Annotated in this window: 26 protein-coding genes; 13 read left to right on the top strand and 13 right to left on the bottom strand. The window is 70.4% G+C overall.

The window, feature by feature from the left end; translation table 11 throughout:
* Positions 1-47 precede the first annotated feature (47 nt).
* Both FJ091_01065 and FJ091_01060 read right to left on the bottom strand, forming a co-directional pair.
* Entirely contained in the window at positions 48-698 is a 651-nt protein-coding gene (locus FJ091_01065; protein MBM4381933.1) for a transglycosylase SLT domain-containing protein, read from the bottom strand.
* 45 nt (positions 699-743) lie between these two features.
* Positions 744-1,829: a hypothetical protein gene (locus FJ091_01060; GenBank protein MBM4381932.1), complete on the bottom strand. Its 1,086-nt coding sequence runs from the start codon at positions 1,827-1,829 to the stop codon at positions 744-746.
* Between the two features lie 72 nt (positions 1,830-1,901).
* On the opposite strand from FJ091_01060, the gene FJ091_01055 reads away from it, so the two are divergent.
* Both FJ091_01055 and FJ091_01050 read left to right on the top strand, forming a co-directional pair.
* Positions 1,902-2,402 (top strand): histidine phosphatase family protein, encoded by a 501-nt coding sequence (locus tag FJ091_01055; GenBank protein ID MBM4381931.1) that lies wholly within the window; start codon positions 1,902-1,904, stop codon positions 2,400-2,402.
* 55 nt (positions 2,403-2,457) lie between these two features.
* On the top strand, positions 2,458-2,985 hold the full coding sequence (locus tag FJ091_01050) for a hypothetical protein (GenBank protein MBM4381930.1): 528 nt from the start codon (positions 2,458-2,460) through the stop codon (positions 2,983-2,985).
* Here the strand turns inward: FJ091_01050 and FJ091_01045 are convergent.
* Both FJ091_01045 and msrP read right to left on the bottom strand, forming a co-directional pair.
* A complete protein-coding gene (locus FJ091_01045) occupies positions 2,931-3,575 on the bottom strand; it encodes a sulfoxide reductase heme-binding subunit YedZ (protein MBM4381929.1) in 645 nt (214 codons plus the stop codon). The two genes, FJ091_01050 and FJ091_01045, sit on opposite strands and share 55 nt — an antisense overlap.
* Entirely contained in the window at positions 3,566-4,537 is a 972-nt protein-coding gene (gene msrP, locus FJ091_01040; GenBank protein ID MBM4381928.1) for a protein-methionine-sulfoxide reductase catalytic subunit MsrP, read from the bottom strand. Before msrP ends, FJ091_01045 begins: the two co-directional genes overlap by 10 nt.
* A gap of 170 nt (positions 4,538-4,707) precedes the next feature.
* Here msrP and FJ091_01035 point away from each other — a divergent pair, with 170 nt between their 5' ends.
* Positions 4,708-5,106 (top strand): DoxX family protein, encoded by a 399-nt coding sequence (locus FJ091_01035; protein MBM4381927.1) that lies wholly within the window; start codon positions 4,708-4,710, stop codon positions 5,104-5,106.
* Between the two features lie 58 nt (positions 5,107-5,164).
* Here FJ091_01035 and FJ091_01030 read toward each other — a convergent pair whose 3' ends face one another.
* Together FJ091_01030 and FJ091_01025 are read right to left on the bottom strand one after the other, a co-directional pair.
* Positions 5,165-5,650 (bottom strand): nuclear transport factor 2 family protein, encoded by a 486-nt coding sequence (locus FJ091_01030; protein ID MBM4381926.1) that lies wholly within the window; start codon positions 5,648-5,650, stop codon positions 5,165-5,167.
* A 90-nt stretch (positions 5,651-5,740) separates the two neighbouring features.
* Positions 5,741-6,703, bottom strand: a complete 963-nt coding sequence (locus FJ091_01025) for a TIGR03619 family F420-dependent LLM class oxidoreductase (GenBank protein ID MBM4381925.1) — start codon at positions 6,701-6,703, stop codon at positions 5,741-5,743.
* Positions 6,704-6,797: 94 nt separating this feature from the next.
* Between FJ091_01025 and FJ091_01020 the strand changes: the two genes are divergently transcribed.
* The 5 genes from FJ091_01020 to FJ091_01000 all read left to right on the top strand — a co-directional run bounded on the left by FJ091_01020 (position 6,798) and on the right by FJ091_01000 (position 14,673).
* Positions 6,798-7,889, top strand: a complete 1,092-nt coding sequence (locus FJ091_01020) for a hypothetical protein (GenBank protein MBM4381924.1) — start codon at positions 6,798-6,800, stop codon at positions 7,887-7,889.
* 25 nt (positions 7,890-7,914) lie between these two features.
* The gene (locus FJ091_01015) at positions 7,915-8,394 is read left to right on the top strand and encodes a nuclear transport factor 2 family protein (GenBank protein MBM4381923.1); all 480 of its coding nucleotides are present in this window, start codon (positions 7,915-7,917) and stop codon (positions 8,392-8,394) included.
* Positions 8,395-8,827: 433 nt separating this feature from the next.
* Positions 8,828-10,000, top strand: a complete 1,173-nt coding sequence (locus FJ091_01010; protein ID MBM4381922.1) for a steroid 3-ketoacyl-CoA thiolase — start codon at positions 8,828-8,830, stop codon at positions 9,998-10,000.
* Between the two features lie 90 nt (positions 10,001-10,090).
* Entirely contained in the window at positions 10,091-12,379 is a 2,289-nt protein-coding gene (locus tag FJ091_01005; protein MBM4381921.1) for a carbohydrate binding family 9 domain-containing protein, read from the top strand.
* Complete coding sequence (locus FJ091_01000; GenBank protein MBM4381920.1) at positions 12,379-14,673, top strand: carbohydrate binding family 9 domain-containing protein; 2,295 nt, start codon at positions 12,379-12,381, stop codon at positions 14,671-14,673. Before FJ091_01005 ends, FJ091_01000 begins: the two co-directional genes overlap by 1 nt.
* Position 14,674: 1 nt before the next feature.
* On the opposite strand, the gene FJ091_00995 is transcribed toward FJ091_01000, so the two are convergent.
* The 4 genes from FJ091_00995 to FJ091_00980 are packed head-to-tail and all read right to left on the bottom strand — an operon-like array spanning position 14,675 to position 17,392.
* Positions 14,675-15,196, bottom strand: a complete 522-nt coding sequence (locus FJ091_00995) for a GNAT family N-acetyltransferase (protein ID MBM4381919.1) — start codon at positions 15,194-15,196, stop codon at positions 14,675-14,677.
* Complete coding sequence (locus tag FJ091_00990; GenBank protein MBM4381918.1) at positions 15,193-15,555, bottom strand: diacylglycerol kinase; 363 nt, start codon at positions 15,553-15,555, stop codon at positions 15,193-15,195. Before FJ091_00990 ends, FJ091_00995 begins: the two co-directional genes overlap by 4 nt.
* Before the next feature lie 5 nt (positions 15,556-15,560).
* Positions 15,561-16,163 carry a molybdenum cofactor guanylyltransferase gene (locus FJ091_00985; protein ID MBM4381917.1) on the bottom strand — a complete coding sequence of 201 codons (603 nt, stop codon included), beginning with the start codon at positions 16,161-16,163 and terminating at the stop codon, positions 15,561-15,563.
* Positions 16,160-17,392 carry a molybdopterin molybdotransferase MoeA gene (locus tag FJ091_00980; protein MBM4381916.1) on the bottom strand — a complete coding sequence of 411 codons (1,233 nt, stop codon included), beginning with the start codon at positions 17,390-17,392 and terminating at the stop codon, positions 16,160-16,162. The genes FJ091_00985 and FJ091_00980 overlap by 4 nt, the downstream gene beginning before the upstream one ends.
* A 366-nt stretch (positions 17,393-17,758) precedes the next feature.
* On the opposite strand from FJ091_00980, the gene FJ091_00975 reads away from it, so the two are divergent.
* From FJ091_00975 to FJ091_00960, 4 genes are all read left to right on the top strand, one after another.
* On the top strand, positions 17,759-18,838 hold the full coding sequence (locus tag FJ091_00975; GenBank protein MBM4381915.1) for a PAS domain-containing protein: 1,080 nt from the start codon (positions 17,759-17,761) through the stop codon (positions 18,836-18,838).
* Positions 18,835-20,259 carry a sigma-54-dependent Fis family transcriptional regulator gene (locus FJ091_00970; GenBank protein ID MBM4381914.1) on the top strand — a complete coding sequence of 475 codons (1,425 nt, stop codon included), beginning with the start codon at positions 18,835-18,837 and terminating at the stop codon, positions 20,257-20,259. The genes FJ091_00975 and FJ091_00970 overlap by 4 nt, the downstream gene beginning before the upstream one ends.
* A 119-nt stretch (positions 20,260-20,378) precedes the next feature.
* Positions 20,379-21,008 carry a thiamine phosphate synthase gene (thiE, locus tag FJ091_00965; GenBank protein MBM4381913.1) on the top strand — a complete coding sequence of 210 codons (630 nt, stop codon included), beginning with the start codon at positions 20,379-20,381 and terminating at the stop codon, positions 21,006-21,008.
* Positions 21,005-22,234, top strand: coding sequence for a NupC/NupG family nucleoside CNT transporter (locus FJ091_00960; GenBank protein MBM4381912.1), 1,230 nt, complete (start codon positions 21,005-21,007; stop codon positions 22,232-22,234). Before thiE ends, FJ091_00960 begins: the two co-directional genes overlap by 4 nt.
* Before the next feature lie 209 nt (positions 22,235-22,443).
* On the opposite strand, the gene FJ091_00955 is transcribed toward FJ091_00960, so the two are convergent.
* From FJ091_00955 to FJ091_00945, 3 genes are all read right to left on the bottom strand, one after another.
* A complete protein-coding gene (locus tag FJ091_00955; protein MBM4381911.1) occupies positions 22,444-22,911 on the bottom strand; it encodes a PIN domain protein in 468 nt (155 codons plus the stop codon).
* 80 nt (positions 22,912-22,991) lie between these two features.
* Entirely contained in the window at positions 22,992-23,759 is a 768-nt protein-coding gene (locus FJ091_00950; GenBank protein ID MBM4381910.1) for an enoyl-CoA hydratase/isomerase family protein, read from the bottom strand.
* 63 nt (positions 23,760-23,822) lie between these two features.
* Complete coding sequence (locus tag FJ091_00945) at positions 23,823-24,335, bottom strand: pyridoxamine 5'-phosphate oxidase family protein (GenBank protein ID MBM4381909.1); 513 nt, start codon at positions 24,333-24,335, stop codon at positions 23,823-23,825.
* A gap of 81 nt (positions 24,336-24,416) precedes the next feature.
* On the opposite strand from FJ091_00945, the gene FJ091_00940 reads away from it, so the two are divergent.
* Entirely contained in the window at positions 24,417-25,262 is an 846-nt protein-coding gene (locus FJ091_00940) for a PaaX family transcriptional regulator (protein MBM4381908.1), read from the top strand.

Raw genomic sequence — 25,262 nt, 5'->3', positions numbered from 1 at the left:
CGGGGGACCTGCGATGAAGCCCGCGACGAAGGGAGCGGGCACGTAGCTCACGTGCTCGACTCCGAGCGTCGCGGGTACGGGCAGGCGTGCTGCTGCGCGGCATACCCCGCGGCGCGCTCGGAGACTTTGCGCGCGACGCCGAACAGCCACGGCTTCTGGTCGAAGCTGCGGCGCGCGTAGCCGGTCGGGCCTTCGTGGTACCCGAGATAGAGGTGGAACGCGTCGCTCTTCGCGATGCCGTGGGCGCGCGAGAGCAGGTCCGCGTAGAAGCCGACGAAGTCGATCACGTCGGCGAAGTCGTCGCGCTTGGCGTGTCGGTTGTTGGTGCGCTCGCGGTAGTCGCTCCAGGCGGCGTCCTGCACCTGGCCATAGCCGTAGGCGGAAGACGCGGTGCCGATCGGGATCACGCCGAACGCCTTGCGCCAGCCGGGCCGCGCTTTGGCGCGGAAGCGCGACTCCTGGTGGAGGATCGCCATCGAGACGGAGGCATCGACGCCCCAGCGCTCGCGCGCGCGCTCCGCGGCCGCGGCCCACTCCGGCTTCTCGGCGAACAGCCCGCACAGATCGTCGAGCTGCTGCGGCGGCAAGTTCGCGCACGCGAGCGCGAACAGCGCCGCGGCGATGCCGGCGGTCGCGCTCGCACCGAGCCGCAGCGCGAGGCTCGCGCGCGGGCCCTCCGGCGCCTCCGGTGCGCTCATCTCGCACGCTGCTTCGAGGCCACGCTGCGACCTCCGCTCGGCTTGTTAGGCGCGGCGATCGTGCACCAGCACGGCTTCGCGCGACTCGAACTGGATGCGCACCTTGCCGAGCCCCGCGCTCCCTTGCACCACGCCGAGCCCGAGCGCTGCGTGCTGCACGCGGTCGCCCGCAGCGAAGTGCTCGCTCGAGACGTAGCTGCGAACCGGGCGCGAGAGGTCGGCCTCGATCTTCACCGGCGCCGCGGGCCCCGCCGCCTTCTTCTTGCGAGCGCTGGGCGCAGCCTTCGGGCGCACCTTGTCCGCACCGAGCTCGAACGCGGGCTCGAAGCGCGGGTCGCCATCGAGGCGCGGCGCGCCCGTGTCGTGTGAGAAGCCGGGATCGCCGGGCGTGCGGAGCGTGAGGTAACGGATGGGGATGTCGAGCTTTGCGCCGATCTCGCGCGCGAGGCGCTCCAGCTCCTTGATCCAGGCCGCGCCCTTCTGCGCCTCGCGTTTGCGCGAGAGCTCCCACCAGCGGTAGCTGCCGATCAGCAGCAGCGCGGGCGGCGCAGCGGAGATCGCGGTGCTCGTCTTCTCCGCGAGCTCCGCCGTCAGGGATTCGCGGTTCGCCTCGACCCCCGCGGTCCAGGCGAGCCCGTCGAGGAGCGCGCGCAGCGGGGTGTCGCCGGTCTGCACCCGCGTCGCGCTCGGCGCGAGCCAGCGCACGACCGCCACGGTGATTCGCCCATCCGCGCCGACGCCGAGCAGGTCGATCGGCTCGGCGCCCCAATTTGAGTCTTCCGTTCCCGCCGCGGGATCGGGCTGCGCGCTCTTCAGCACGGCGCCCGCGTGCAGCGCCGTGAACGCGCCGCCCTCGGGCAGCTCGAGCGCAGCGCCACCTTCGCTCGCGCGCGTGACGAGAGCGAGCGCGAGGTGCTCGCTGTCGCGCGCGGGCTTGCGCTCCGCGGCGAGCTTCTTGTTCGCGGCGACGAGGTGCTTGCGCCCGCTCTCCGCGCGCCGCGGCGCGCCGTCGCGCTCCGCCGCCCAATCCGCGGCGACGCTCTCTCCCGTCATCGCAGCCGCGACGGCCTTGAAGCCCTTCGCGTTGCGCACCTCCGCGCTCTGCGCGCGCTCGAGAAGCGGATGCTTCACGCTCACCTCCACAATTCGTTCAGCGGTTGGCCATCATAGGCGTCCCGTTTTGCGTTAGTTAGGGCGAAGGCGATGCGGCGGCTGATTCTGCTCCGACACGCGAGCGCAGAGGACGCGCGCGACGATGCGCTGCGCGAGCTCTCCGTGCGCGGGCGCAGGGAAGCCGCCAGCGCGGGCGAGCGCATCGCCGCGCTCGGCGCCGGGTGGGCGCCCACGCACGCGCTCTGCTCCACCGCGCTGCGCGCGAGCGCCACGCTCGAGCTTGCGCAGGCCGCGCTCCCCGCCCTGCGCGAGGTCGACTTCAGCGCGCGGCTCTACCTCGCGAGCGCGGGCGAGCTGCTGAGCGCCGTGAACCGCGCGCCCGATGCGGACGCGTGCCTGCTCGTCGTCGCGCACCAGCCCGGCCTCGGCGAGCTTGTGCGCCAGCTCATGCGCCGCGCCGCACCCGAGGCGCGCGCTGGCCTCGCACGGGGCCTGACGCCCGGCGCCTTCGCCGCCCTCGAGCTCGATGTCGCGCGCTGGGAAGCCGCAATGCCCACGTGCGCGGAGCTGGTGGCGTTCGTCCAGCCCTGAGCGCTCGAACGCCGCTCGTGTGCGCGGGTTCCGAGGCCCAGGGGAGAGACTGCCGATGCGTCTCGTGATCGCCGTGACGCTCATGCTCTGCAGCGTCGCCGCGGCGGAGACCACCCAGACGGGCGCGACTGCGCTGCGCCGCGGTGTGAACGCGCTCGACCTCGACGGCGACGGCGAGGGCGACGCCGTGATCGTCGCGATGCACGAGCTCGGCAACGCGCACAGTGCCCTCGTGACTTCGTTCGTTCGCGTCGGCGCGAACGCCCGTTGGGAGATCGTGCCGCTGCGCTGGAAACGCGGAGGCGAGGAGTTGTCGCTGCGCGCGGTGAACGGAGCAGACTGCCAGCTGCGCGACCTCCGCCTCGTTCCCAGCGCGAAGGGCTTCTCGCTGGTCGTCGCCGAGCGAGAGCTCGGCGAGAGCTACGCCGACGCTCGCCCCGTCACGTTCCGCTGGCTCGAGCTCGCGCCCGACGAGCCGAGCGCCTCGCTCGTGTGGCGCGAAGTGCGATCGAGCGCGACCACCGCCAGCTATTGCGACGTGGGTGAAGCGTTCGCGCGCGAGCTCGGCCTCCCCGCGCGCTGAGCGTTCGCGCGCCGGAGCGCAGGAATCGCGCGCGCTGCGAGCAGCGCTGCGAGCACTGCGGCGTAGAGCAACGGCTCGCGTAGGTCCGCCTTCACGAGCCACACGAAGTGCGCGGCAGCGAGCACGCCCGCGGCGTAGACGGCGCGGTGCAGCGTGATCCAGCGGCGGCCGAGGCGGCGCTGCGCTGCGCGCGTCGAGGTCAGCGCGAGCGGAGTCATCAGGGCGAGCGCGCCGAAGCCGAGCGATACGTACGGGCGCTCCGCGACTTCCTCCGCGAGCAGCGCGAACGCGAAGCCGAGATCGAGCGCGAAGAAGGTCGCGGCGTGGAGCGCGGCGTACGCGAAGGCGAGCAGCCCGAACGTGCGCCGGTAAGGCGCGAGCGCGGCGAAGCGAGGAGACACGCGGCGCAGCGGCGTCACCGCGAGGCACGCGAGCAGAAAGCGCAGCGCCCACTCGCCGGTGACGTGCGTGATCGTCTCGACGGGATTCGCGCCGAGATCGCCGCGCACGGCGCCGAGCGCGAGCCAGCCGAGCGGCGCGAGCGAGAGCGCGACGACTGCGGCGTGCGCGCCGCGCTTCCCTAATACCACCGGCGCAGGTCCATCCCTTTGTAGAGCCCCGCCACCTGCTCCGCGTAGCCGTTGAACTCGAGCGTCGGGCGCTTCTGCCACTCGCCGATGCGGCGCTCGCTCTTCTGGCTCCAGCGCGGATGATCGACGCGCGGGTTCACGTTCGCGTAGAAGCCGTACTCCGCGGCGTTCTCGTCGCTCCACGACGTGCGCGGCATGCGCGCCACGAGCTTCAGCTTCACGATCGACTTGATGCTCTTGAACCCGTACTTCCACGGCACCACGAGGCGCAGCGGCGCGCCGTTCTGGCTCGGCAGCACGCGGCCGTACATGCCCACGGCGAGGATCGCGAGGGGATGCATCGCCTCGTCGAGGCGCAGGCCCTCGCGATACGGCCAGTCGAGATAGCCGCGGCGCTGCCCCGGCATCTGCTCCTCGTCCACGAGCGTCTCGAACGCGACGTACTTCGCCTCGCTCGTGGGCGCGAAGCGCTTCAGCACGTCCGCGAGGGGAATGCCGACCCACGGAATCACCATCGACCACGCCTCGACGCAGCGCAGCCGATAGATGCGCTCCTCGAGCGGGTACGCCTTCAGCAGCGTGTCGATGTCGATCGCGCCCGGCTTCGCGACGAGCCCCTCGACCGCCAGCGTCCAGGGCCGGATGCGCAGCGTGTGCGCGTTCGCGGCGGGGTCTTCCTTGCCCGTCCCGAACTCGTAGAAGTTGTTATAGGCGGTCGCGTCCTCGTAGCGCGTCTGCGCCTCGTCCGTGCGGTAGCCCGCGGGCGCGGGGATCACGCCGGGCAGCTTCGCGAGCGCAGCCGGCGACGCGGGCGCGGCCTGCGCCGAGGTGTCCTCGCCGCAGCCGAACAGCGCCACGGCCGAGAACGCGCCCGCCGCGCGCAGCAGCTCGCGGCGCTGGAGGTAGACGCGCTCCGGCGTCGCCTCGCGCTCGGGCAGCAGGCTGGGTCGAATCAAGCGCATCGAACTCTCCTCACGTCCTTGGAACGCCGCGGGACGCCTCGGGGTTACGTACACCGCGCCAGCGTCGCGCCCGCAACTTCCTGCGCCAACTCGCCACAGAGCCGACATAGAATGCTCCCGCGCACCCGCTTCTCCCTAACACCCCATACCGAACGACTGGAGACATCCCGATGGGCTTCCTCGCACCGCACACCGAGAGGATCTACGCCGCTTTCCGCTTCATGGCGGGCCTGATGTTCGTGCAACATGGCTTCCAGAAGTTGTTCGGTTGGTTCGGCGGAACCCCGGATGGCTCCCCGGCCGCAATCGTCTACGGCGCCGGGACGATCGAGCTTGCCGGCGGCGCGCTCGTGGCGCTCGGTCTCTTCGCGGGGCCCGCGGCGTTCATCGCCAGCGGCACGATGGCTTTCGCCTTTGCCTTCCACGCCTTCGTGATCTCGAACCCGAAGTCGATCTTCCCCATCGTCAATCAAGGTGAGCTCGCGGCGCTCTACTGCTTCGCGTTCCTCTTCATCGCAGCGAAGGGGAGCGGGATCTGGAGCGTGGACGCGGCGCGCGCCGGGAGATAGTCCGGACGAGCGGGAAGGCGCGGCATTGCCTTGACCGCCACCCGGATGCGAGGCGAAGTCACACCGCATCCCACTTGAGCTCGCGCTCCCCCCAGAACGAGTCCGTCACCTTCGCGCCGGTCTTCGCGCGCAGCGTCACCTCTTCGTAGGTGCGCGTGTAGCCGGTGTGCTGGATGCGCCACTGGCCGTCGGCGCCCTTCACGTACACGTCCTCGTAGAAGGCGCTGCCGTTCAGGCTCCAGCCTTGCTCGAGGTTGATCACGGTGTCGTGCAGCGCCCAGACGCCGCGGGCGCGCGTGGCGCTCTCGAAGGTGATCTCGGGCTGATGGACGGTGTGGCTGCTGAGGAACTTCGTCGACGCCATCGACTTCTCGAGGAACGCCATGATCTCGTCTCGGCCCGTGAAGCTGTACTTGCCGCCGCCGTAGGAGCTGGTGGCGTCTGCGGCGAGCGTCTCGCGCAGCTCGGCCCAGAGCTTGCGGTCGACGCAGCGCACGTAGCGGTACTTGAGCTGCTTGATCTCTTCGAGCGCTTGCAGATCGATCGGCATGGGGTTCTCCGTTTCGTTTCGATGAAGGAGTGCGCCGGTCTGGGCCCAGCGTTGCAGCGAGGCCACTGTTCGATCTCCGCTCGGCTACGAGGACTCCGCCTCGCTGCGCGCTTCGCTTGCGTCGCGGTTCTCGACCGCGGGCAACACCTCGGCGATCGCGCGCGCGGTTTGCTCGCGCAGCTCGCGCGTGCCCTGCGCGAGCGGCAGCAGCACGAACTTCGAGACGCCGCCGGCGACGTAGGTCTGAATGCGCGCGACGAGATCGGCGGGCTTGCCGACCACGATTTGTGAGTCGGCTCCACCAGCTCGCTGCGCGGCGCGCGCGGCGAAGCGCTGCACCATCGGGTCGTCCTCGCTGCCGAAACGGAACGGCAGCGTCGCGCCGAAGTGGTCCTCGTCGATCGCGCGGCCTTGCTTCGCGCACTCGGCGCGGATCGCGGCGACCACGCCCGCCACTTCTCCCGGAGGCATCAGGCCGCCGAGCCAGCCCGTGCCGATGCGCGCGGTGCGGCGAATCGCGGCGGGGCTGTGGCCGCCGATCCAGAGCGGCAACGGCTTCTGCACCGGCAGCGGCGCGATGCGCGCGCCCTGATAAGTGAAGTGCGCGCCCGCGAAGTCGACGCTCTCGCCGTTCCAGAGCCGCGCCATGATCTCGAGCGTCTCGTCGGAGCGCTTGCCGCGCGCCGCGGGATCGCGGCCGGTCGCCTTCCAGGTCGGGTCGCCCTCGAAGCCGACGCCGAAGACTGGGAGCAGGCGCCCGTTCGAGAGGAAGTCGATCGTCGCGCACTCCTTCGCGAGCACGAGCGGATCGCGGTAGGCGACGACCACCGCGTTCATGCCGAACTTGATGCGCTCGGTCGCGCCCGCGAGCGCGGCCATCGCGGCCATCGGCTCGAGCTGCGCGTCGGCGCCCACGAGGCGGTCGGTCTGCCAGAGCGAGTCGACGCCGCCGGCCTCGCACTGCTGTGCGTAGGCGAACCAGTCGCGCGCGGAGTCGAAGCCGAAGCTGGAGACGCCGAAGCCGCAGCGAATCTTGCGAGCGCGCATGGCGGGCCAGCATAAGCCGCTGCCTAGACTGCGCGCCGCGAGGCCGATCATTTCGGCCCGGCCGAAATGTCTCACGCGCGAGCGCGGAGGACCCGTGACACGCACACCGAAGCTGCTGCTCGCCGCGCTGCTCGCGCTCCTGCCTCTCGCCGTCGCGAACGCGGCGCCTGACGCGGAGCCCGAGCCGCCCGCGCGCGCCGCGATCGATCCCGACGACGGGGCCTTCACGATCGTGCTCGTGCCCGACACGCAGCACGAGGTGGACACGCAGCCCGATGGCGGCACCGCGCTCGAATTCCCGTGGCAGCTGCCGCGCCTGAAGCGCAACGCCGAGTGGATCTGCGAGCAGCGCGACACTCTGCGCATCGCTGCGGCGCTGCACCTCGGCGACGTGGTGCAGGCGCAGCCGCGCGGCGTGCGCACGCAATGTGATTACGCGGCGATTCTGTTCGACCGCCTCGAAGCGTGCGGCGTGCCGTGGCTCGCACCGCTCGGCAATCACGACTGCGATGCCGGCGCGCGCGGCTGCGGGCTGCCGGCGGGCGGCGATCGCGCAGGCAACTTCTCGCGCTTCGTGGCCGCGCGCGCGGCGAAGCAGCCGGAGTGGCAGGGCGCGGGCCCCGAGATTCGCGCGGCGCACGCGCGCTGCGGCCTCGGCGGCGACACGCGCGCGCCGAGCCGCAACGGCTGGATCCGCTTCGCCGAGCGCTTCGCCGCGCTCTCGCTCGATTGGTACGTGGACTGCAAGCAGCAGACGGACTGGGCGCGCGACACGTTCGCGCAGCACGGCGCGAACACGCACTTCATCTTGTTAGGGCACTCCGCCGCGCGCCCGGGCGATTCACCGAGCTGCGTCGGTGCCGCGGAGCCCGGGCACCCCGAGCGCGCGACGCAGCTCGCCGCGCGCGGCGGCGTGTTCGCGATCGCGGGCGGGCACTACGTGCAGGATCCGAACTTCAGTTGTTACGGGAGCGTCACGCTCGCCGAGCGGCCCGTGCTGAGCTTGTTCTCGAACTTCCAGACCAACGGCATGCGCGAGATCGCCGGCACGCTCGTGCTCGTGCGCATCGACGTCACGGCGTGGCCGAAGCGGCCGAACGTGTGCGTGCGCCAGTACAACCCGACGCTCGCGAAGTACGACGTGACCGAGCCCGAGCGCTGCTTCGACGTGCCGTACCTGAAGTAGGCTGCTCGCTTCGCCGGGAGAACCCATGGGCAAGTACACACGCGCCGAGCTGCTCGAAGCGTTCGAGGACTACAAGCGCCGCCGCGACATCGCGTCGCAGACGGGCGACTGGAACGTGTGGGCCGACTGCTTCGCCGAGGACTCTCACTACGTCGAGCATGCTTACGGCGAGCTGCAGGGGCGCGAGGCGATCCGCCAGTGGATCTGCGGCGTGATGGCGCCGTATCCCACGATGACGTTCCCGATCGACTGGATGGTCGTCGACGAAGAGAAAGGCGCGATCGTTTGGGCCGTGCGCAACGCGTTCCCCGCGCCGTTCCAGGAGAACGGCGAGCCGTACTCGTTCCCGAACTGGTCGCGGCTCGTCTACGCCGGGAACCTGAAATGGAAGTCCGAGGAGGACATCTACAACCCCGCGCGCGACGCGGGCCGCGTGTTCAAGGCGTGGGTGAAGGCGGGCGGGAAGCTGCGCGCCTGGGAGCAGGTGCGGATGATTCATAGGTAGGTGGGCGAGGCACTTCTGCCGGGTTGCGGCAGCGAGTTGGGACTCTCGCCACGTTTACTTCGCATCGGGCTCGAAGACTCGCCCGCTGCTGCGCGCTTCGCCGACGCGCGCCGATGCACCGAGGCAAACGCGACCCAGGGAGCGCGTCGGCGAATCTTCCCCGTTTGCTTCGCTCGCCTTCGGCTCGCTGCGCGCTTCGCTTGCGGCCTCGGCCGACTCGCTTGGGAGTCGCGTTCGTCATCGAGGTCGCTCCTGCCTCCCCTTTGCGCGTCGGCCATCGAGTCGTGCGCGGCTTCCCTCTCGTTTTGGTGTGTTCGGCGGAGCTTTCGAGCGCGCTGCGCGGGGCGCGGAGGCGGCAGCGAGGGGCTACGGTGCGGCTCTCTCTGCGCCAGCAGCTGCGCCCCGCGCGCTGGACGCAACGAAAGGATCTCGTATGCCCGAAGTGTTCATCGTCGAAGCTGTTCGTTCGCCGCTCGGCCGCCGCGGAGGCGGGCTGTCGACGATGCACGCGGCCGACCTGTTGGGGAACGTGGTGAAGGCCGCGATCTCGCGCGCAGGGATCGAGGCGCGCGAGGTCGGGCAGGTGATCGGCGGCTGCGTGTCGCAGGTGGGCGAGCAGTCGTACAACGTGGCGCGCACGGCGTGGTTGTCAGTTGGGCTGCCGCTCGAGGTCGCGGCCACCACGGTGGATTCGCAGTGCGGCTCGTCGCAGCAGGCGAGCACGCTCGCGGCTGGGCTCGTGGGCTCGGGCCTGGAAGACGTGGTGCTCTCGTGCGGCGTCGAGATGATGAGCCGCGTGCCGCTCGGCGCGAACTTCTCGGACAAGAAGCTCGGCCGCCCCGTGCCGAAGTCGTACTTCGCGAAGTACGCCTTCAACTCGCAGTTCCAGGGCGCGGAGCTGATCGCGAAGGAGTACGGCATCACGCGCGAGGACACGGACCGCTTCGGCCTGCGCAGCCAGCAGAACGCCGCGCGCGCGTGGGCCGACGGGCGCTTCGAGCGCGAGGTCGTGGCGCAGGACGCGCCGGTCGTCGACGCCGAGGGCAAGCCCACCGGCGAGAGCGTGCGCGTCGCGCGCGACGAAGGCATCCGCGAGACCTCGCTCGAGAAGCTCGCGGCGCTGAAGGCCGTGATGGAGGGCGGCCTGCACACCGCGGGCACGAGCTCGCAGGTGACCGACGGCGCGTCTGCGGTGCTGTTCGCGAGCGAGGCGGGCGTGAAGCGACTCGGGCTGAAGCCTCGCGCGCGCATGGTCTACTCGACGATCGTGGGCGTCGATCCCGAGACGATGCTGAAGGGCCCGATCCCGGCGACGCGCAAGCTGCTCGACCGCACGAAGCTGCGCATCGAGGACATGGACGTGTACGAGGTGAACGAGGCGTTCGCGTCGGTGGTGCTCGCGTGGCAGAAGGAGTGCAAGCCCGTCGAGGCGCGCGTGAACCCGAACGGCGGCGCGATCGCGCTCGGTCACCCGACCGGCGCGACGGGAGATCGCCTGATCACGAGCGCGCTACACGAGCTCGAGCGCACGAAGGGCCGCTACGGCCTCATCTCGATGTGCTGCGGCGGCGGCCTCGGCACCGGCACGATCATCGAGCGGCTCTGACGAGTCGCCCGGATGCGGATTCGGCCAGAGAGCGGCGTCCGCGCCGCGTGTGCGGCTTTCGCACTCGCGGCGGCGCTCGCACTCTGCGCCATGTCCGCGCTGGGCGAGACACCCGCGCCTGCCTACCCGCTCGCGCCGAACCGCGAGATGTCGCCGAGCGCGCAGCTGACGAAGCTGCCGGAGGGCGTGAAGCCGCCGAAGATCGACGGACGCATCAACGACGCGGCGTGGCAGCACGCGACGAAGCTCGGCCCGCTCACCCAGCAGACGCCGCACGAAGGCGCCGAGCCGACGTATCCCACCGATGTCTGGGTGCTGTACGACAACGACACGGCGTACGTCGCCGTGCGCGCGTGGGATCCGGAGCCCGAGGAGCTGATCGCGAAGGTGATGCGGCGCGACACGAGCCAGCGGCCCGACGACCGCATCCTCATCACGCTCGACACGTTCCACGACAAGCGCAACGGGTACATGTTCTCGACGAATCCGAATGGCGCGCGCTGGGACGCGCTGATCGAGAACAACCAGAGCGTTCGTCAAGAGTGGGACGGCATCTGGTTCGCGAAGGCGCGAGTCGACGCCGAGGGCTGGACCTGCGAGTTCGCGTTCCCGCTGCAGACGTTGTCGTTCAATCCCGACACGCGGAGCTGGGGCTTCAACGTCGCCCGCACGGTGCGGCGCATCAACGAAGAGAGCCGCTGGGCTTCGTGGCGGCAGAACAAGTTCCCGCTGGACCAGAGCGAGGCCGGGACGCTCACCGGCGACGAGCCCGTCGAGCTCGGCTTCGAGCTCGACGTCATCCCCTACGGCGCGATCGGCGGCTTCCGCGAGCGCCAACGCGACCCCCTAACAGGTGATGTCGAGCACCGTTACTACTCGACGCTCGATCCCGGCCTCGACGTCTTCTACAAGCTCACGCCCTCGGTGACGGGCGCGCTCACCTTCAACACCGACTTCTCCGACGCCGACATCGACGCGCGTCAGGTGAACCTCGATCGCTTCGCGCTGTTCTTCCCCGAGACGCGCGACTTCTTCCTGCAAGACGCGGGCATCTTCGACTTCGGCGGCATCGGCGAGCAGGTCAGCTTCAACGAGTTCGCGGACACGAACGGCATGCCGTTCTTCACGCGCAAGATCGGCATCTACACCGGAGGCGAGATCGTCGACATTCGCGCCGGCGCGAAGGTCACCGGCCGCGTCGGGCGCCTCAACTTCGGCCTGCTCGACGTGCAGATGGAAGACCCCGACCACATCGGGCACAAGAACCTCTCGGTCGGCCGTGCGAAGGTGAACGTCGGCGCGGAGTCGACCGTGGGCTTCATCGCGACGTACGGCGACCCCCTGACGCCCGGCGCCGGCGCCACGTTCGGCGCCGATTTCCGCCTGCGCTCCAGCCACGTGCGCGGCAACAACATCCTCGAGCTCATCGGCTGGGCGCAGCACACCGAGACTTCGGCCGAGTCGCGCGAGTTCCGCAGGCTCGGCGACGAGCGCGTGAACGATCAGGCGTTCGGCCTGCGGCTCCGCTACCCGAACGACACCTGGTTCGTGGACGCGTCGTGGTCGCGCGTCGGCGAGGATTTCGATCCGCGGCTCGGCTTCGTGAATCGCCAAGGCGTCGATCACTTCCGTCTGACGACGCGCCGCCGCTGGCGCCCCTCGCGCGGACGCGTGCGTTACTACGACAGCCTGCTGCGCGGCCAGCTCGCACAAAACCTCGACGGGCACCTGGAGACGCTGATCATCAACCCGACGTTCGTCGAAGTGCACAGCGCGCTCGACGACTACGTCGGCGTCGCGGGCGAAGCGCGCAGCGAGGTGTTGTTCCGCCCGTTCCCGATCGCACCGGGCATCGTGATCCCGGGGACGGCAGCCGGACGGCGCTACGACTGGGGACGCGGCCAGCTGATCCTCGGCATGGCGCAGTCGCGTCCAGCGGCGCTGTTCTTCAAGTACTCGTATGGCGGCTTCTTCGGGGGCACGCTGCACTCGATCGAGGGCAACCTCGAGCTACGCCTCAGCAAGCACTTCTTTGGCCAGCTCGAGTACGTCGAGAACAAGGCCGATCTGCCCGAGAGCTTCGCGGTCACGACCGGTCCGAACGCCTGCGCAGGCGCCGCGTGTCAGGGCGACTTCACGCAGCGTCTGGTACGCATCCGCGCCCAGTACATCTTCACGCCCGACCTGAGCTGGGACACGTTCGTCCAATACGACAACCTCACCGACAGCGTGGGTTGGAACAGTCGCGTGAGGTGGATCATTCAACCGGGCAACGACCTCACGTTCGTGTGGAATCAAGCGGTGGACGTGACGGGACACGACTTCCGCTTCACGAACACGGGCCTCACTGGCAAGCTGGCGTGGACTTTCCGCTTCTGATGCGAGCCCTCGCCGCGGCCGTGTTGTTATTGGCGAGCGCCGCCCTCGCGCAGGCGCCGCAGCGGCCGCCGCTGGCGCCGAATCGCGAGATGTCGCCGAAGGCGCAGCTCACGAAGCTGCCCGCCGGCGTGAAGCCGCCGAAGATCGACGGGCGGCTCAGCGACGCCGCGTGGCAGCACGCGACCGCGCTCGGGCCGTTCACGCAGCAGCAGCCGTACGAGGGCGCGGAGCCCACCTACCCCACCGACGTGAAGGTGCTGTTCGACGACGAGTTCTTCTACGTCTCGGTGCGCGCGTGGGACCCGGAGCCCGAGAAGCTGATCATGAAGACGATGCGGCGCGACACGAGCCAGCGCCCCGACGACCGCATCCTGATCACGATCGACACGTTCCACGACAAGCGGAACGGATACATGTTCTCGACCAATCCGAACTCGGCGCGGTACGAAGGCATCATCGAGAACAACCAGCCGCCGAAGGTCGAGTGGGACGGCATCTGGTACGCGAAGGCCAGAGTCGACGCGGAAGGCTGGACCTGCGAGTTCGCGTTCCCGTTCCAGTCGCTGGCGTTCGATCCCAAGAAGACGAGCTGGGGCTTCAACGTCTCACGCAGCATCCGGCGCCTCAACGAAGAGAGCCGCTGGGCCTCGTGGCGCATCAACAAGTTCCCGCCCGACATGTCCGAGGCGGGCACGCTCGAAGGCATCACGGGCGACATCGGCGGCATCGGCCTCGACGTCGTGCCCGGCGGCGCGATCGGCGGCTTCCGCGAGCGCCAGCGCACGCTCGCCACGGACGGGTCGGCGAGCGTCGATCACCGTTACTACTCGACCGTCGATCCCACGCTCGACGTGTTCTACAAGCTCACGCCCTCGGTCACCGGCGCGCTCACCTTCAACACCGACTTCTCCGATGCCGAAGTCGACGCGCGCCAAGTGAACCTCGACCGCTTCGCACTGTTCTTCCCCGAGACGCGCGACTTCTTCCTGCAGGACGCGGGCATCTTCGACTTCGGCGGCCTCGGCGAACAAGTCAACTTCATGGAGATCTCGAACCCGAACGGCATGCCGTTCTTCACGCGGAAGATCGGCATTTATCAGGGCGGCGAGATCGTCGACATCCGCGCGGGCGCGAAAGTCACCGGCCGCGTCGGGCGCCTCAACTTCGGCGTGCTCGACGTGCAGATGGAAGACCCCGACGACATCGGGCACAAGAACCTCGCGGTCGCGCGCGCCAAGGTGAACGTCGGCAGCGCGTCCACCATCGGCCTCATCGCGACCAACGGCGACCCGAACAGCTCGGGCGATGGCACGACGATCGGCGGCGACTTCCGCCTGCGCTCACACGAGCTGATCAAGGGCAACAACATCGAGCTGATGGGCTTCATGCTGCACACGTTCACGCCCGGCGTGCGCGGCGACGACGACGCTTACGGCCTGCGCTTCCGCTACCCGAACGACACCTGGTTCGCCGACGTGTCGTGGTCCCACGTGGGCGAGGACTACGACCCGAAGCTCGGCTTCATCAACCGCCCCGGCGTCGAGCAGTTCTCGTGGAACTTCGCGCGGCGCTGGCGGCCCGCCGCCGGCCGCATTCGCTTCTTCGAGACATACCTCAACGGCCAGCTCGTCCAGAACACCGACGGCAAGCTCGAGACGCTGATCCTCAACCCCACCTTCATCGAGATTCACAACCAGCTCGACGACTACATCTATGTCGGCGCGGAAGCGCGCAGCGAGATCTTGTTCGAGTCGTTCTTCATCGCACCCGGCGTGCTCGTGTTCGGCGACCCGAACGGGGGTGAGCGGTACGACTGGGGCCGCGGGCAGATCGGCTTCGGCACCGCGCCCTCGCGCCCGTTCGCCGCGTTCGTCGACTACTCGTACGGCGACTTCTTCGACGGCACGCTGCACTCGATCGAAGCCACGCTCGAGTGGCGCGCGAGCAAACACTTCTTCGGGCAGCTCGAATACATCGAGAACAAGGCCGACCTGCCCGCGAGCTTCGCGGACCTCGCCACGTGCAGCGGCGCCGCGTGTCAGGGCGACTTCACGCAGCGCCTCGTGCGCTTGCGCGCGCAGGTGATCCTCAGCCCCGACCTCAATTGGGACACGTTCGTCCAGTACGACAACCTGAGCGACACCGTGGGTTGGAACAGCCGGGTGCGCTGGATCTATCAGCCGGGCCAGGAGTTCGCGTTCGTGTGGAACCAAGGCGTCGACGTGAGCGGCCACGACTTCCGCTTCCAGAGCACGGGGCTGACGGGCAAGGTCTCCTGGACGCTGCGGTTCTGACCTAACAAGCCGGCCTGATCAGCGAGTGCATCACCGCATCGTGCAGCGTGCCGTGCGCAGCGACTCGCTTGCGAAGCACGCCCTCCCGCTGCGCGCCGATCTTCTCCGCGACGCGCAGCGACGCGAGGTTGCCGACTGCGACGAGCACCTCGAGCCGCACGAGGTTCGTGCTCTCCCACGCCCACGCTGCGAGTCGCCGCGCCGCCGCGCTCGCCACCCCGCCCCTCGTCGCTGAGCTGCGCACCCAGTAGCCGAGATTCGCGCGCGGCCCACCCGGGGTGAAGTCGTTCAGGCCGCAGCCACCGAGAAAGCGGCCCGCGTCCGACTCGATCACGAAGTTGAGCTCCGTGCCCGCCGCGAACTTCTCCACGCTCGCCTCCACCCAGGGACGTGAGTCCGCGATCGAGTACGCGGGATGCGCCCAGTCCATCCACTGCGAGAGCTGCGCGCGCGACTCGAGCACCGCGTCGCAAAGCGCTTCCGCGTCGCCGAGCGAGTAAGGGCGAATGCGAACCGCGCTCACGCGAGGCCGAGCTTCGCGAGCAGCGGCGGCCCTAACACCAGCAGCCCCGCCACCGCTGCCGCGAGCGCGGCGAGGAGCACGCCCGCGGCGGCCACGTCCTTCGCCTTCGCCACGAGCGCGTGATGATCGGGCGCGACGCGGTCGGCGAGCGCTTCGAGCGCGGTGTTCAGCGCCTCAGCGGCGAGCACGAGGCCGATCGCGAGCGCGAGCAGCGCGGCGTCCGCACGCGACACGCGCAGCCACGCGGCGAGCGCGAGCACCGCGACGGCGGCGGCGAAGTGAATGCGCGCGTTCGGCTCGCGCGCGAACGCCGCGAGCCCGCGAGCTGCGAACGCGAAGCTCGCCGCGCGCGCGCGCAGCCAACTCACGCGCACGCCTCGCTCGCAACCATGCGCGCGTAGTCCTCGGGCGTGTTGACGTTCCCCAGCGCCAAGCCGCGAGGATCGACCGAGCTGAGATCGTCCCCTTCGAGCCAACGCACGCTGAGCTGCGCGAGCACGTGCTTCAGTGCGAGCTCCTCGGCTGCGAGAGCACGCTGCGCGGCGGCGAGCGCCGGGGCTCGTCGATACAGCGCGCACAGCGGCTGCGCGTAGCCATCGCGCCGCGGCACCACAGCGTCGGCTTCGGGGTACGCGACGAGCGCGAGCAAAACGTCGGGTGTCATCGCCATCAGGTCCGTCGCGAGCACGAGCACACGCTCCTCGCGCGCGGCCGCGAGCGCCGTGACGAGGCCGCGCAGCGCGCAGCGCGGTCCAGCGAGATCGGCGACGCGCCTGCCCGGCGCATCCCCGGGCGCGTCACCGCCTACGAGCAGCACGTCCTCGAACATTCTCGCGAGCATCTTCGCGAGCCGCGTCGCCGCCGGCTCACCCGTGACCAGGAGCTGCGCCTTGTCGCGGCCCATGCGCGTGGAGGCACCGCCGAGCAGCAGCGCCGCGCTCACGTTCGCGAGTCGCGAGTGCGTCATCGCGCGAAGAAGCTCGCGTCGAGCACGATCACGCGCGCGCGCCCACCGTCGGCAATCTCGCTCGCGTCGGCGGGGAAGACGAGCAGGCCGTCGGCGAGGGTCATCGAGCGCAGGACGCCGCTGCTCTGGTTGCCCGTCGTGCGCGCGACGACGTCTCCGCTCGCGCGCTTCTCGAGGAACACGCGCACGTAGTGCTCGCGGCCAGGCTTCTTGCTGAAGCGCTCGCCACAGACCGCGGAGATTTCGGGCCGCGCGAGGTCGCTGCGTCCGCCGAGTCGTAACAACAAGGGCCTCACGAACAACTCGAACGTGACCATCGCCGAGACGGGATTGCCAGGGAGACCGAACACGAACGCGCCCTCGCCGTCCTGGGCGCGGCCGAACGTGATCGGGTAACCCGGCTTCATCTCGACGCCCCAGAAGAAGAGGCGCACGCCGAGCTTCTCGAGCGTGGGGCGGACGTGGTCGTGATCTCCGACCGAGACGCCCGCGCTCGAAACCAGCACGTCCGCGCCGAGGCCCGCGCGGAGCAGCCGCTCGAGATCCGCGGGCGTGTCGCGCGCGATGCCGAGATTGTTAGGAAGCGCGCCCGCTTCGAGGCATTGCGCAGCGATCGAGTAGGCGTTCGACGAGACGATGCGCCCGTTCGTCGGCGTCTCGTGCGGCTCGACGAGCTCGTCGCCGCCCGAGAGCACCGCGACCGTGGGCCGGCGGTGCACGTGGACGAGCGTGCGCCCGAGCGACGCGAGCATCCCCACTTCCGCGGGGCTCACGCGCACACCCGCGCTGAGCACGAGATCGCCCGCCCGCACGTCCTCGCCCGAAGCGCGCACGCTCTCGCCGCGCGGAACGGACACGAGCACGCGCACCTCATCCGCGCGCGCCTCGGTGTCCTCTTGGCGCACCACGGTGTCGGCGCCGCGCGGAATCGGTGCGCCGGTGAAGATGCGCGCCGCCTCGCCCGCCGCGAGCGCGCGCGGCGCCGCCCCGCCGGCGGCGACCTCGTAGGCGATGTGCAGCTTCGCGCCCGCATCGGCGACATCCGCGCCACGCACCGCATAGCCGTCCATCGCCGAGCAGTCCGCGGGGGGCAGCGTGCGATCCGAGCGCACCTCCTCCGCGAGCACGCGCCCGAGCGCCGCCTCGAACGCCACGATCTCGGGCGCGAGCGCGTGAGCCTGTTCGAGCACGATCGCGCGCGCTTCGGGAACGCTGATGCCGGTGCGCATCGCGGCAACGTATCGCGATGAGGCGCGGGCGGGGAGCGCGGTCGGGGACGGCCGCGCTTCCCGGGGACGCACTTCCCGAGGACGTTCCGCAAGAAAGTAAAGCGGGAGTTTCTTTACTTACTTGCGGAACGTCCCTGGTCAACGTCCCTGGTCAAGCGCGCGCTTACGTCCGCCGGCGTCTCGCCCACGGCAGCACTTCCCAGAGACGCTTCCCGGGAACGCATCTCCCGGGGACATTCCGCAAGAAAGTAAAGCTGGGGTTTCTTTACTTTCTTGCGGAACGTCCCTGGGCACGCGCGCGCTTTCGTCCGCTCGCGCCCGCCAGCGTCTCGCCCACGTCGGCTCAGCCCCTATCGTCGTACCCCTATGCGCCGCGACCTCGCAGACGTGCTCGAAGCGATCCTCGCGGGCGTCATCGTCGTGGGGCCGGCGGGGCGCGTCGAAGAGCTGAACTCGGTCGCGTGCCGGCTGCTCGGGCGCTCGCGCGAGACCGCGCTCGGCTGCGCGATCGAGGAGCTGGTGCCGCCGCGTCACGCGGTCGCGCAGCTTGCGCGCAGCGTGCTGGCGCGCGGCGCGGCGATCTCGGCCGCGGACTGCGAGCTCGAGCCGCAGCGCGGCGAGCGCATCCCGCTCGACGTGAGCGCGTCGCCGCTGCAGTCCGAGTCGGGCGCGACGGAGGGCGCGGTCGTGGTGCTGCGCGACCAGACCGCGCAGCGCCGGCTCGCGCAGCTCGAGACCGAGCGCGAGCGCTTCGAGGCGTTCGGGCGCATCGCCGCCGGCCTCGCACACGAGATCAAGAATCCCCTCGGCGGCATTCGCGGCGCCGGCGAGATCCTCGGCCTGCGCGCGGGCGACGCGAAGACGCGCGAGACCGCGGAGCTGATCGTGCGCGAGTCGACGCGCATCGCGGCGCTCGTCGACGACTTCATGGTCTTCGCGCGGCGCGACAGGCTGCGGCTCGCGACCACGAACATCCACCGCGTGCTCGACGGCGTGCTCGCGCTGCTCTCGCACGATCCCCTCGGCGAAGCCGTCGAGATCGTGCGCGCCTACGACCCCTCGATCCCGGAGTTCGGGGCCGACGCCGACCGGCTGATCCAGGTGTTCCTCAACTTGTTACGGAACGCGCTGCAGGCGCTCGAAGGCCGCGGGGGCAGAGTCACGGTGACGACGCGCATGACTCTCGATCACCGCATCGCCCTCGATGACGGCAAGCCGCTGCCGACCCTCGCCGTGTGGATCCGCGACACCGGCCGCGGGATGAGCGCGGACGAGCTGCGCCAAGCCACGACGCCGTTCTTCAGCGCGCGCCCGGGCGGCACGGGGCTCGGGCTCGCGGTTGCGGACTACTGGATCGCGCAGCACCGCGGCACGCTGCATCTCGAGTCGGAGCCGAACGTGGGGACCAGCGTGCGCGTCACGCTGCCGCTGAGGAAGCCCTCGTGAGTGCGCGCGTCCTGATCGCCGACGACGAGCCGTCGATCCGCTTCGTGCTGCGCGAGACGCTCGAGAGCGCCGGGCACGCCGTCACCGACGTCGCGAACGGCGACGACGCACTGCGCGCGCTCACCGAGGCGAGCTTCGACCTCGCGTTCTTCGACATCCGCATGCCCGGCGCGAGCGGCCTCGATCTGCTCGAGCGCGCGCGCACGGTCGGCAGCGACACCGCGATCGTGATCATCACCGCGCAGAACACGTTCGAGAACGCCGTCGAGGCGATGAAGCGCGGCGCTTTCGACTACCTCGCGAAGCCCTTCGGCACGCAGGAAGTGCTCGCGCTCGTGGAGAAGGCGCTGCGCTCGCGCGCGCTCGAGTCCGAGGTGCGCGCCCTGCGCCGCGCGCTCGGCAAGGGCGCGCCGGCGAGCGAGCGGCTCGTGGGCAAGAGCAGCGCGCTTCTCGACGTGTTCAAGACCATCGGCCGCGTGGCGCGCTCCGACGTGCCGGTGCTCGTGACGGGAGAGAGCGGCACTGGCAAGGAGCTGATCGCGCGTGCGATCCACGCCGCGAGCTCGCGCGCAGCCGCGCCGTTCGTGGCGGTGAACGCAGCCGCGATCCCGCGCGACCTGCTCGAGAGTGAGCTGTTCGGCCACGAGCGCGGCGCGTTCACCGGCGCGGTCGAGGCGCGCGCGGGCCGCTTCCGCGAGGCGAGCGGCGGCACGCTCTTCCTCGACGAGATCGGCGACATGCCGGTCGACCTGCAGGCGAAGTTGTTACGGGTGTTGCAGACGGGAGAGGTGACTTCGGTGGGCGGGCGCCGCGCCGAAGCGGTGAACGTGCGCATCCTCGCAGCCACGCATCGCGACCTCGATGCGGCCGTGGCGAGCGGCGCATTCCGCGAGGATCTGCTCTACCGCCTGCGGGTCGTGCCGATCGCGGTACCGCCGCTGCGCGAGCGCCGCGAGGACATTCCCCCGCTGATCGACCACTTCCTCGCGCGCTACGACGCGGAGCTGACGGGCGGCATGCACGTGATCTCGCCGGACGCGATCGAGAAGCTCGTGCGTCACGCCTGGCCGGGCAACGTGCGCGAGCTCGAGAACGCGATCAAGCGCGCGCTCGTGCTCGTTGCCGCCGAAGTGATCGGTGCCGAGGACTTCGCGTTCCTCGATGGCGGCGGCGCGGGCGAGCGCACCGCGCTGTCGCTCGAAGCGCTGGTCCGCGCCGAGACCGAGGCCGCTCTCGACTCGGGCGCGCCCGCCGACGTGCATGCGGCCCTGCTCTCGCGCGTCGAGAAGCCGCTGATCGAGGCTGCGCTCGCGCGGACCGGAGGCAATCAGCTGCGCGCCGCCGAGCTGCTCGGCATCAACCGCAACACCCTGCGAAAGCGCATCGTCGAGCTGGGCATCGACGTGCCGGATCGGCCGTAGGCGCAGCGGAACACTTGGGTTCCGTGGAAATGACCGAGAACGCCTCGCCGCCGTTCGCCTGAGTCTGCTCGCGTCCGCCCCCGTCGCGGTCGCGCACGATCCCGGGAACACTGCGCGCGATGCAGAGCTTCGCCGGCGTACACGTGCTCGCGGACGACGACCCGTGCTGGAAGCACGATCCCGTCACCCAAGCGCGCGCGGCGTGTGCGGGCGGTGCGCGCGCGGTGCAGCTGCGGGCGAAGCGCGCCACCGACGCGCGGGCGCTCGGCTGGGGGCGCGAGATTCGCGCGCTCACGCGCGCGGCGGGCCTCGTGTTCGTCGTGAACGATCGCGTCGACATCGCGCTCGCGTGCGAGGCCGACGCCGTGCACCTCGGCCAAGACGACTTGCCGCCCGCGGACGCGCGCCGCATCGCGCCGCGCCTCGCGATCGGGCGCTCGACCCACGACGCCGCGCAGCTCGCGCGCGCGCTGGCGGAGCCGATCGACTATGTCGCGTACGGCCCGCTCTTCGGCAGCGCGAGCAAGGACACCGGCTACGACGCGCGCGGCCTCGCCGCGCTGCGCGAGATCGCGCGCACGTGCGCGCCGCTGCCCCTCGTCGCGATCGGCGGCATCGATGCGACGAACTGTGCGCAGGCGCGCGCCGCGGGCGCGCACGGCGTCGCGGTGATCTCGGCCGTCGCGAATGCGGCGGACCCCGTCGCCGCGGTGCGCGCGCTCGTCGCCGCGTTCGGCGGCGCGCGATGAGCGAGCCAGCCTCGCGCGCCGCGGCGGTGCTCGGCATCGCGGCGTTCATCGCGATCGCGTGGGTGTTCTCCGAGCACCGCCGCCGCTTCCCGCTGCGCGTCGTCGCTTGGGGCCTCGGGCTGCAAGTCGCGCTCGCGCTCGTGTTGTTACGGAGCCCGGCGGGCCGCGCGTTCTTCGTGGGCGTGAACGACGCGGTCAGCGCCTTCATCCGCTTCACCGACGCCGGCACCAGCTTCGTGTTCGGCTCGCTGCGCGAGACCGGCTTCTCGTTCGCGCTCGAAGTGCTGCCCGTGATCGTCGTGATGGGGAGCCTCTTCTCCGTGCTCTACCACTGGGGCGTCGTACAGCTCGTGGTGCGCGCTCTCGCGCGCGGCCTCTCGCGCGCGATGGGCATCTCGGCCGCCGAGAGCCTCAGCACCGTCGCCGACGTGTTCGTCGGCATGACCGAAGCGCCGCTTCTGATCCGCCCCTACCTCGCGCGCATGACGCGCAGCGAGCTGTTCACCGTAATGACTGCGGGCATGGCGACGATCGCGGGCTCGGTGCTCGTGGCCTACGCGCAGATGCTCGGCGGCGACTACGCGGGCCACCTCGTGACTGCGAGCTTCATGGCCGCGCCCGCCGCAGTGCTGCTCGCGAAGGTGATGGTGCCCGAGACCGGCGCTCCGGAGACGAGCCACGCCGCCGCCGCGACCGTCCCGATCGCCACGGTGAACACCATCGACGCGGCCGCCGCCGGCGCGAGCGCCGCGCTGCGCCTCGCCGCGAACGTGGGCGCGCTGCTGATCGCGTTCATCGCGCTGCTCGCGATGGCGAACGCGGGCCTCGAAGTCGTGGGCGGCTGGCTCGGCATCGCGGACCTCACGCTGCAGCGCGTGCTCGGCTGGGCGTTCGCGCCGTTCGCGCTGCTGATCGGCGTCGCGCCGAGCGAGGCCGCGAGCGTCGGCTCGCTGCTCGGCGTGAAGACTGTGTTCAACGAGTTCCTCGCCTACGACGCGCTCGGCAAGCTGATCGCCGAGCAGGCGATCTCACCGCGCGCCGCCGTGATCAGCAGCTACGCGCTGTGCGGCTTCGCGAACTTCGGCTCGCTCGCGATCTTGTTAGGCGGCGTCGGCGCGATGGTCCCCGAGCGCCGCCCCGAGATCGCGGAGCTCGGGCTCAAAGCGATCCTCGCCGGCACGCTCGCGACCCTGATGACTGCGAGCGTGGTGGCGGTGTTGGTGTAGGTAGCGAGGAGTGGCGCTACTTGCGCTTCGCCTTCCGGGCAACGCGACGCTTCGCAGCGGTGGCCTTCCGCGCGCGGAGTGCGTCTGCGCGCTTCGCAGCCCTCCGGCCCGCCGCATTGAAGAACGCGATCACCTCCTCGTCCGACTTCCCTACGAGCTGCGCCGCGATCTGTTCACGGATCTTGCGAACCATCTCGACCGCGCGGATTTCACGTCTCGCCATAGAAGGTCACCTCGCGGGGTGAAGCGATCACGAGGCCGCCGACTCCCCGCTGCGCATTTACCGCGTTGAACGCGCGAATTCTATCCGGCCGCAACAAGTGTCGGAAGTTCCAGCTGACGAGCACGTCGACCCTCGCATGGCTGGCGAGAGCGACGTGCAACATGTCCTCCCACGAGCGCTCGCGCAGAACCCTCTCGTCTCGATATGCGCGCGCGAGGTCGATCACGACCTGGGTCACGAAGAGCTGCGACGCTGGGAGGGCGAGCAACTCGTCGTGGAGCGCGCGGACCCTTGGCGGCGCTGGCGCGATCTCAGTCGCAACGACATCGGACAGCACTGGCGCCAGTCGGCCGCTGCGAAAGTCCTCGACCAGCAGCCGCGACCACTCGGCGAACTCGGGATCGAAGCAGCCGCCGATCACCGAAGTGTCGACGTACACGCGAAAGCGACGCATGCCGCGACGCTACGAGGAGGCGTTCCTCACAGCGCCGCGAAAAAGCGTCAAAGTGCGACGAAGCGCGCCGAAATCGAGGCTCACTTCCCCTCGAACTTCGGCGGGCGCTTCTCGAGGAAGCTCTTCACGCCCTCGCTGAAGTCCTTGCTGCGGAAGAGCGGCAGCAGCTGCAGGTAGACGTGGTGCACGTTCGCTTCGAAGGTTTCTGTTAGGGCCATGCGCATCATGCGCTTCGTGCCCTGCACGGCGAGCGGCGCGTTGGCTGCGATCTCGTGGGCGAGCGCGAGGGCTTCCTTCATGAGCAGCTCGCCGGGCACCACCTTCGAGACGAGGCCGAGCTCGAGGCACTCGTCGGCGCCGAGCGTGCGGCCCGTGAAGAAGATCTCGCTCGCCTTGGCCCAGCCGACGAGGCGCGGCATCAGCCAGGTGCCGCCGCTCTCGGGGATGACGCCGCGCTTCGTGAACGCGGCGCTCAGCTTCGCGGCGTCGGAGGCGAGGCGGATGTCGCAGCCGATCGCGAGGTCCATGCCGTAGCCCGCGGCGCCGCCGTTGATCGCGGCGATGGTGGGCTTGTCCATCTGGTGCAGCACGACGGGCGGCGCCTCGCGCAGGTCGAAGCCGCCGCCGAGGTTGCCGCCGCTCGCTTGCTCCTTGAGGTCGAGGCCCGCGCAGAAAGCGCGGCCGGCGCCGGTGATCACGACCACGCGCACTTCCGGGTCGCGGTTCGCCTCGAGCAGCTGCTCGCTGAATGCGGCGAGCATCGGGCCGCTGATCGCGTTCATGCGATCGGGGCGATTCAGGGTGAGGATCGTGACGCCGCCTTGCTTCTCGACGAGCAGCTCGCTCATGGGAACTCCTGTGGTTGAGACTCGATGGAAGGCGTGGACGCTAGCTCGCTCGTGAGGCGCGCTTCAGGCGCCGAGCAGCGCGCGGTTGAACAGCGCGGCGTACATGCGACTCGGCTCGATCGCGGTGTACGGGGCCTTGCCCCAGTAACCCCACGAGTCCCAGGCCTCGCCGTAGACCTCGCGGTTGTAGTCGCGCAGCGCGAGGCCCCAGGCGGAGCGCTGGTCGATCTCGCGCGCCGCGCCGTGCACGATCACGCAGAGCTCTTCGCCGCGGTTGTAGTTCGCGCTGACGCGCGCGTCGCGGCGAATGTTCTTCATGCGCGCGGACTCGGGCGAGGTGCTGAACGTGAAGCGCCCGCGAAAGAACAGACCGTCCACCGGCGCCGTGCGCGGCGAGCCGTCAGGCGAGACGGTGGCGAGCGCGAGCACGCAGGCTCCGCGCAAGAGCTGCGCAGTCTCGGCGGCGCTCGCGCGGCGCTCGGGCGTGAAGATCGAGGCCATGTGGGAGTTCGCGGCGGCGTGGCTCGCGTCGAGCAGGCGCTGCAGCTCGGCGAGCTCTTCGGCGGTCTCGTGCAAGGCGCCCCTCCTCGGTCCGTGGCGTTCCCTCACGACATTACACCGATTGCTCGATGATCGTCGCAGGAGTAATGTTCTCTCGTGAGCAAGCCCACCGCCAAGAGCCTCACGCTCGACCTGCTTTCCTCGCTGCGCGGGGCCGCGATGCCGGTCGCGGCGCTGATCGCCGCGGCGCGTCTCTTCCGCATCGACGAGAACGCGCTGCGCGTCGCGATCACGCGCCTGCTCGCCGCGGGGCAGATCGTGCGCGACGAGCGCGGGCAGTATCGGCTCGGCGAAGCGGCGCACGCGATCGATCAGCGCGTGCTGGGCTGGCGCGCGGCGGAGCTGCGCATCACGAAGTGGGCAGGCGGGTGGTGGATGGTGCGCGCGGGAACGCTCGCGCCGGCGCGCTCGCACGAGCGGCGCCAACGCCAGCGCGCGCTCGCGCTGCTCGGCTTCGCAGAGCTCGCGCCCGGCATCGCGCTGCGCCCCGACAACTTGCGCGCGTCGCTCGCGGAGCTGCGCGGCGAGCTGCGCGAGCTCGGGCTCGAGCGCGACGCGATGGTTGCGCTCGTGCGCGAGCTCGACGCCGAGAGCGACGCCCGCGCTCGCGCGCTCTGGAAGCGCGAGAAGCTCGCGGCTTCGTATCGCCGCTCGCTCGCGGAGCTGCTCGCGAGCGAGGCCCGCCTCGCTGCGCTGCCCGAGGAGCGCGCGATGGTGGAGTCGTTCTTGTTGGGCGGCCGCGTGATCCGCGAGCTCGTGCTCGATCCGCTTCTTCCGGAGCCGCTCGCACCCGAAGCCGAGCGCCGCGCGGTCGTCGCCGCGATGCGCGGCTACGACCGCGCCGGAAAGCGCGCCTGGGCGAGCTTCATGGCGCGCTACGGCGCGCCGCACGTCTCCGCACCAGCCCATGGCGAGCGCACGCTGTCGCTCGCGATCGCTTAG

The organism is Deltaproteobacteria bacterium, from assembly GCA_016875395.1.
Lineage (GTDB): Bacteria > Myxococcota_A > UBA9160 > UBA9160 > UBA6930 > VGRF01.
Note: the sequence above shows the minus strand (reverse complement) of the source record. Positions and strands in the feature narration are given on the sequence as shown.